Origin of the sequence: Nostoc sp. CCY0012, assembly GCF_963920855.1 — a bacterium.
Taxonomy (GTDB): domain Bacteria; phylum Cyanobacteriota; class Cyanobacteriia; order Cyanobacteriales; family Nostocaceae; genus Cyanocohniella.
This window is the reverse complement of record NZ_CAWUDM010000043.1, coordinates 44,873-51,783: the sequence shown is the minus strand read 5'-3', so window position 1 is coordinate 51,783 and position 6,911 is coordinate 44,873. Positions and strand designations below refer to the sequence as shown.

The window sequence follows — 6,911 nt, the reverse complement described above, 5'->3', positions numbered from 1 at the left end:
TTCAGGCTCTATCCCTTATTAAACAAGCTGTTTAGCCTTCTTGTCACCCGTTAAGTTGATTGGGTGAATGACCAAACACTGGCTAGCACAGTCACTTGTATTGGTGATGGACATGACGGCATTTGGAACATCATTGACCAACTAGCGCCTAACGTACAACGCCGAGAAGTGCTTGATTGGTTCCATCTCATGGAAAACCTCCACAAAGTCGGGGGTTCACTCAAACGTCTTAAGAAAGCACAAGCTTTACTTTGGAAAGGTCAAGTAGAGGCAGCTAAAGGCTTATTTACTGATTGCAAAGGTAAACAAGCACAAAACTTTTGTCATTATCTCGATAAACATCGCCAGCGTATTATCAATTACGAATACCATCAAGCTGAGGAAATTTGTTCAATTGGTTCTGGGTCGGTTGAATCTGCCGTTAAACAAGTTGACCGTCGAACTAAGATTTCTGGAGCGCAATGGAAGCGCGAAAATGTGCCTCAAGTCCTTGCTCATCGTTGTGCCTACCTCAATGGATTATTATCGGTTTGAGCTACTTCAAAAAATGAGATGCTCCCTTCTTGCTGCTTGTTTATCTCATCATCATGATGCTTTAAAATCCTCTTGTCAATAGGGTTTGAAATGCGCTTACCCTGAGTCCTATAGAAGATTGGTAAATAATATAATTGGTCAATACTCAAGCTAAACCTAAAAATAAAATTAACTAAATTTAATAATTACATAAACAATTATATTATCTGATGGTGATTTTATTGTCTATCTTACCTAAGTAATACCTAAAATCCCCCAATAGGGCATTGAAAAGGAAACAAAAATATTGTTTTCTATTAGATTTAATGCCGGAAAAAATTGTGTAAGTCAATACATTCAACACAGGCCACATCATGCATATTCCTGATGGATTTATTTCTGCTCCCGTAGCTGGGGTAACTGGTTTAGCTAGTGCTGTAGCACTGGTGATTGCCAGCGCGCGATCGCAAACAGCTTTTGGTATCCGTCGCGCCCCTATACTGGGTTTAACTACTGCCTTTATTTTTGCTGCCCAGATGATCAATTTTCCCGTAGCAGGTGGTACTAGTGGTCACTTGGCGGGAGCAACCTTAGCCGCCATTGTCTTGGGTAGCCCTTGGGCTGGGATGTTGTGTATATCCACAGTCTTAATTATTCAAGCTGTGCTATTTGCCGATGGTGGGATCACAGCCTTGGGAGCAAATATTTTGAACTTAGGCGTAATTGCCGTTTGGGTAGGCTGGATATTAACCCAAACCTTGCAACGGTTGTTAGGTGGCTCAAGAACGCGTTTACCCCTAGCGGCTGGCATTGCTGCGGGTATTAGTATCGTTGCGGCATCTGTAGCTTGTGCCATTGAGTTAGTGCTATCGGGAACTGCATCCTTAGCCGTAGTTTTACCAGCCATGACGGGGGTACATATTTTAATTGGCATTGGCGAAGGCTTAATTACTGGTGGTGTACTGTTTTATTTAGCCACAGCCAGGCCTGATTTACTTCCTGGAGAACAACAGCAATTTCAAGGCTGGTTAGTACCTGTAATCAGCATTTTATTGGTGGCTGGTGTGTTATCGCTGGTAGCGTCAGGGTGGCCTGATGGTTTGGAAAGAGTAGCAGAAGATATAGGCTTCATTGACTTAGCCGAACAAGTGCGAATACAAGTTCCAACGCCTTTTGCTGACTATGAAAACGAAGCCTTAGGGGCCATTAGTACTAGTATTGCTGGGCTTTTGGGAGCGGTTGTTTGCTTTGGTGTGGCCTTTGGAATTGCCAAGGTAGTGAAACCTAAAAATGCTTAAAGTTGCTTTGCCGTTACGTTTGCATTTGTCGTTAGTAATTGTCGTGGGGGCGGCTTTATTAAATTATGAGGCTTGGCCTTGGTTGGGTGTATATGGTGCGATCGCTTGCATCTGGGCAGCACTTTTGCGTGTACCCCTGCTCCAATTAAGCGGATTACTGGGTACAGAATTAATTTTCCTGTCATTCATGGCATTGCCTTTAGGATGGGAACGGGCGAGTTTTTTGTTGGTGCGTTCCCTCGTTTGTCTTGTGACTATGAACAGTTTTTTGTTAACCTTACCGCCCCATAGTTTCGGTATCGCTTTAAAAAGCTTACCTGTACCAGCCGCCATCAAAGAAAATTTACTTTTAGCTGGGCAATACCTAGAAATTTTGCTAGACGAAGTAACGCGGATGCAACGTAGCGCCCAACTACGAGGTTTAAATGGTGCTATGGGATGGTTGCGCTATACCAGCGCGGCGATGATTGGCGCGTTATATCTCCGCACTCTAGACAGAGCAGAGCGTGTGTACGCAGCAATGGTAATTCGTGGCTACAATGGGACATTACCTGTAGATTCTACATTCAGACCACAAGAGCGTTTTGTCTTATTAGTAGCTTGGGCGATCGCGGCTTGTTTGACCATAACTTCTTACAGGATTTAGTCAGTTATTTTGAAATCTTTGAGTTCTTATCCCCCAATTCCTACAGATAACCCCCACCCCACTGTAGTCGAGGTGCAAAACTTGGTGTTTGCCTATGGCAATAGAGAGCCAGTATTGCAAGAAGTTTCCTTTAGTTTAAATGTAGGTAATCGCGTAGCATTAATGGGCGCCACTGGTTCTGGTAAAAGTACTTTATTGGAAAACTTGATTGGCTTAAAACAACCAAAATCAGGAAAAATCTTGATTAATGGCATCTCAGTAACACCGAAAACTCTCCCCCAAGTACGCCGTTACATCGGTTTTGGCTTTCAAGATGCCAACGACCAACTGTTTATGCCCACAATCTTAGAAGATATTACTTTCGGGCCGCGTAATTACGGTGTACCACCAGCCATAGCCATTGATCGAGCCAGGCAATTATTAGCAGACTTTGGTCTAGAAGCCTACGCCAACCGTTCCGCCCATGAACTGTCTGGAGGACAAAGACGACTTGCAGCTTTGGCAGCGATTCTCGCTTTAGAGCCAACAATTTTGATTTTAGATGAGCCAACTAACGGACTTGATCCAGCATGGCGACGGCATTTGGCACAAGTATTATTAAAATTGCCTGTGCAGGTGATGTTAATTGCCTCCCATGAATTACATTGGTTGGGTAAAGTAACTCAACGCGCCTTGGTAATCTCTGGTGGTCGTGTTCAAATAGATAGTGAAATTCAACCGCTGTTGCAAGAAAAAGATACTTTAGACCAATTGGGTTTACCAGTAGATTGGTAGCGTTGCTCCCCCCGCCCAACGCACTGGCTTGTATTTGCGTGAGATTATCCTCTAGTTAATTTATTGTCTGGAGTTCCTCAACAGTGGGAACTCCAAGCATTTTTTACTGATCATTTATCAAATTATTAGCTAGTATTGTTTGGGTTTTATTGGTGGTGGGATACTTAATGTTTGTGTGGCGTAAATTAATTGTGATTGTTCCTCTTGGTCTAAGTGTTGCTTTGTTAGTTAATGGTTGTGAAGATAAAATTTCTCAATGTCAGCAACTAATTCAGGTAGTAAATGCCGGCAATTCTCTAATCGATCAAAATAAAGGACAGCAAGTAGTAACCAGCTTACAACTTTCTCAGGATTTGCTTGTGATTACTCGCTCCTTAGAAGAATTAAAATTATCAGACCCCAATTTGCGGGAACTTCAAAGCGGTTTTGTGAGAGTATTTGAAAATTTAAGTCAAGCGATCGCCAAAGCCGCGCAAGCACTTGGTGTAGCTAAAAGTGCTGAAGCATCACCAGCCGGTAGGGAAAAGCTCCAAAAAGCGAGAACAGAAATTGATACCGCTCTGACTTCAGCAGCCGAAACAGCTGGTAAGGAATCAGATGCTTTAGTCGATGACTTGAATAAATACTGTGGTCAAAAAGAGGAAAAGGGGCAGGGGGCAGGCAGGGTGATCAAAGAGGCAGAGGAGCCGTGAGCAGGGAGCAGGGGAGCAAAATTCGCTTATTTCCCCTGCCATCCGGGTTTTGATCAACGCCAATATATTTTAAAAAAAATTATGTAATCAGGTGGGCATTACCCACCCTACTATTATCTACTTCGCTGCTGTAGGCATACCCAAAATATCTTCAATTCTGGGCATATCTTCTAAAGCAATCACTCGCCCTTCATCTTCAAAACCGGCAATTTGATTAAAGTTCAAATACCGATATAAATCATCAGCAAAAGGATGAATTTTCTGCGCCACAATATCCATATATTCTTGGACTGTGGGGATGCGTCCTAGTAAAGCGCAAACTGCGGCTAATTCGGCGGAACCAAGATATACTCGCGCATCTTTACCCATGCGATTGTTGAAGTTACGAGTTGAGGTAGAAAACACAGTTGTGCCGTCAGCAACTCGCGCCTGATTTCCCATACACAAACTACATCCAGGCATTTCTGTACGCGCATTTGCAGTTTCAAAGATGTTATACACACCTTCTTCTTTGAGTTGGTGTTCATCCATGCGAGTGGGGGGACAAATCCACAGGCGAGTTTTAACTTCACCTGCACCTTCTAATACTTTACCTGTTGCCCGATAATGACCGATATTGGTCATACAAGAACCTACAAATACTTCTTGTACTGGGTCATTGGCAACTTCCGATAATAATTTTATATTATCAGGATCGTTAGGTGCAGCCACAATTGGTTCTGTGATTTCGTTCAAATCAATTTCAATGATTTCTGCATATTCCGCGTCTTCGTCAGCTTCCATTAATACAGGATTTGCTAACCATTCTTCCATTTTGGCTACCCGGCGCATAATAGTACGTGCGTCGCTGTAACCTCTGGCTGCCATGTTCTTTAACAGCGATACATTGGAACGCAGATATTCGGCAACTGTCTCGATACTCAGTTTAATTGTACAACCTGCACAAGAACGTTCTGCGGAAGCATCGGTAAGTTCAAAGGCTTGTTCTACTTTTAAATCTGGTAAGCCTTCCATTTCCAAAATCTTGCCAGAGAAGATGTTTTTCTTGTTTTGCTTCTCTACTGTTAGCAAACCTTTTTGAATGGCAACATAAGGAATGGCGTTGACGATATCCCGCAAAGTAATACCGGGTTGCAATTCCCCTTTGAAGCGTACTAAAACTGATTCTGGCATATCTAAAGGCATGACACCCAATGCACCAGCAAAGGCGACTAACCCAGAACCAGCGGGGAAGGAAATTCCCAAGGGGAAGCGGGTGTGGGAGTCACCACCGGTTCCCACGGTGTCGGGTAATAGCATCCTATTTAACCAAGAGTGAATAATACCATCGCCGGGACGTAAGGCGACACCACCCCGTTGGGCAAAGAAATCTGGTAGTTCTTGGTGAGTTTTGATGTCTACTGGTTTGGGATAGGCGGCTGTGTGACAGAAACTCTGCATTACTAAGTCTGCACTGAAACCCAAACAAGCGAGTTCTTTTAATTCGTCGCGGGTCATGGGGCCTGTGGTATCCTGAGAACCAACGGTGGTCATGATGGGTTCGCAAGATGTCCCCGGACGTACACCAGGTAAACCGCAAGCTTTACCCACCATTTTCTGAGCGAGGGTGTAGCCTTTACCTGTGTCATTGGGCTGGTGAGGACGAATAAATACGGTACTGGGTGCTAAATTTAGGGCTTCGCGGGTTTTGTCGGTGAGGGTACGTCCAATTAGTAGGGGGATGCGTCCCCCGGCGCGGACTTCATCAAAGATGGTTTCGGGTTTGAGGGTGAAGGTGGAAATAACTTCGCCGTCTGCGTTGGTGATTTCGCCTTTGTAGGGATGAATGGTAATCACCATACCAGTTTCTAAGTTGGTGACATCGCATTCAATAGGCAAAGCACCGGCATCTTCAGCTGTGTTGAAAAAGATAGGAGCGATCGCACTACCTAAAATATACCCCCCAGCGCGTTTGTTGGGTACATAAGGGATATCATCTCCTAAATGCCACAATACTGAGTTGATGGCAGATTTCCGCGAGGAACCAGTACCCACAACATCGCCTACATAAGCTACGGGATGTCCTTTTTGCTTTAACTCGGCAATTAATTCTAAGCTTCCAGGTTGCCGTGACTCTAGCATAGCTAAGGCGTGTAAAGGAATATCCGGGCGGGTGGTGGCGTGGGTAGCTGGGGATAAGTCATCGGTGTTGGTTTCCCCAGGGACTTTAAACACGGTGACGGTGACAGCTTCTGGTAATGTGGGACGACTGGTAAACCATTCTGCTTTCGCCCAAGAGTCAACTACCTGCTTGGCAAAAAGATTGCTTTGGGATAATTCCAAAACATCATGAAAGGCATCATACACCAAAAGAATTTTACTCAAGGCGGCGGCGGCGTGGGCGGCGATGGGTTCTCTACCTTCCCCCCGCATCACTAAAGGTGCTTCGCCTGATTCTGAGTCGGTGCTGGAAATTTGTAACAAGTCAATTAAAGACTGCACATTGTAACCGCCTACCATCGTTCCCAGTAATTCTACGGCGGCGATGGGTGAAACCAAAGGACTAGTGATTTCGCCTTTAGCAATCGCAGTGAGGAATCCAGCTTTGACATAAGCCGCTTCATCGACACCAGGGGGAATGCGATCGCGCAATAAATGTAATAATGTATCTTCTTCACCCTCTGGTGGATTCTTCAGTAATTCACATAATTCTGAGGTTTGCTTCGCATCCAATGGTAAAGGGGGAATACCGAGTTGGGCGCGTTCCGCAACATGTTGACGGTATTTTTCTAGCATTTTGTGTTCTCCATTGGGATGTTCTCCCTTTAATTATGAAATATTTTTAGGCAAGACTTGGCTATAAAAGTTTACCTGATTTTTATATCTGGAAGCCTCATGAGTAATTGGTTATTAGCAATTTGGTTTTAAAGGATGTTTGAAAAGTCTTTTGTGATGTATCAAATACTTTTAGATTCCCCTAAATCCCCCTTAAAAAGGGGGACTTTAAGA

At 44.1% G+C, this 6,911-nt stretch carries 5 protein-coding genes and 1 pseudogene; 5 read left to right on the top strand and 1 reads right to left on the bottom strand.

Annotation, left to right across the window (positions count from 1 at the left end):
* Positions 1 to 54: 54 nt before the first annotated feature.
* From ACM0OS_RS14465 to ACM0OS_RS14445, 5 genes and pseudogenes are all read left to right on the top strand, one after another.
* Positions 55 to 534 (top strand): annotated as a pseudogene (locus ACM0OS_RS14465) (ISKra4 family transposase); the annotation flags it as partial.
* Positions 535 to 887: 353 nt separating this feature from the next.
* Positions 888 to 1,811, top strand: coding sequence for an energy-coupling factor ABC transporter permease (locus tag ACM0OS_RS14460; RefSeq protein WP_414543883.1), 924 nt, complete (start codon positions 888 to 890; stop codon positions 1,809 to 1,811).
* Positions 1,804 to 2,457: an energy-coupling factor transporter transmembrane component T family protein gene (locus ACM0OS_RS14455; RefSeq protein ID WP_414543882.1), complete on the top strand. Its 654-nt coding sequence runs from the start codon at positions 1,804 to 1,806 to the stop codon at positions 2,455 to 2,457. The genes ACM0OS_RS14460 and ACM0OS_RS14455 overlap by 8 nt, the downstream gene beginning before the upstream one ends.
* Positions 2,458 to 2,466: 9 nt before the next feature.
* Complete coding sequence (locus ACM0OS_RS14450) at positions 2,467 to 3,231, top strand: energy-coupling factor ABC transporter ATP-binding protein (protein ID WP_414543881.1); 765 nt, start codon at positions 2,467 to 2,469, stop codon at positions 3,229 to 3,231.
* 167 nt (positions 3,232 to 3,398) lie between these two features.
* A complete protein-coding gene (locus ACM0OS_RS14445) occupies positions 3,399 to 3,923 on the top strand; it encodes a hypothetical protein (RefSeq protein WP_414543880.1) in 525 nt (174 codons plus the stop codon).
* A 117-nt stretch (positions 3,924 to 4,040) separates the two neighbouring features.
* On the opposite strand, the gene acnB is transcribed toward ACM0OS_RS14445, so the two are convergent.
* The gene (gene acnB, locus ACM0OS_RS14440; RefSeq protein WP_414543879.1) at positions 4,041 to 6,698 is read right to left on the bottom strand and encodes a bifunctional aconitate hydratase 2/2-methylisocitrate dehydratase; all 2,658 of its coding nucleotides are present in this window, start codon (positions 6,696 to 6,698) and stop codon (positions 4,041 to 4,043) included.
* Positions 6,699 to 6,911 lie beyond the last annotated feature (213 nt).

Bases quoted from the DNA above. Each gene is read 5' to 3' on its own strand.
- ACM0OS_RS14460 (WP_414543883.1), top strand. From the start codon at position 888: ATGCATATTCCTGATGGATTTATTTCTGCTCCCGTAGCTGGGGTAACT.
- ACM0OS_RS14455 (WP_414543882.1), top strand. From the start codon at position 1,804: ATGCTTAAAGTTGCTTTGCCGTTACGTTTGCATTTGTCGTTAGTAATT.
- ACM0OS_RS14445 (WP_414543880.1), top strand. From the start codon at position 3,399: ATGTTTGTGTGGCGTAAATTAATTGTGATTGTTCCTCTTGGTCTAAGT.
- acnB (WP_414543879.1), bottom strand. From the start codon at position 6,698: ATGCTAGAAAAATACCGTCAACATGTTGCGGAACGCGCCCAACTCGGT.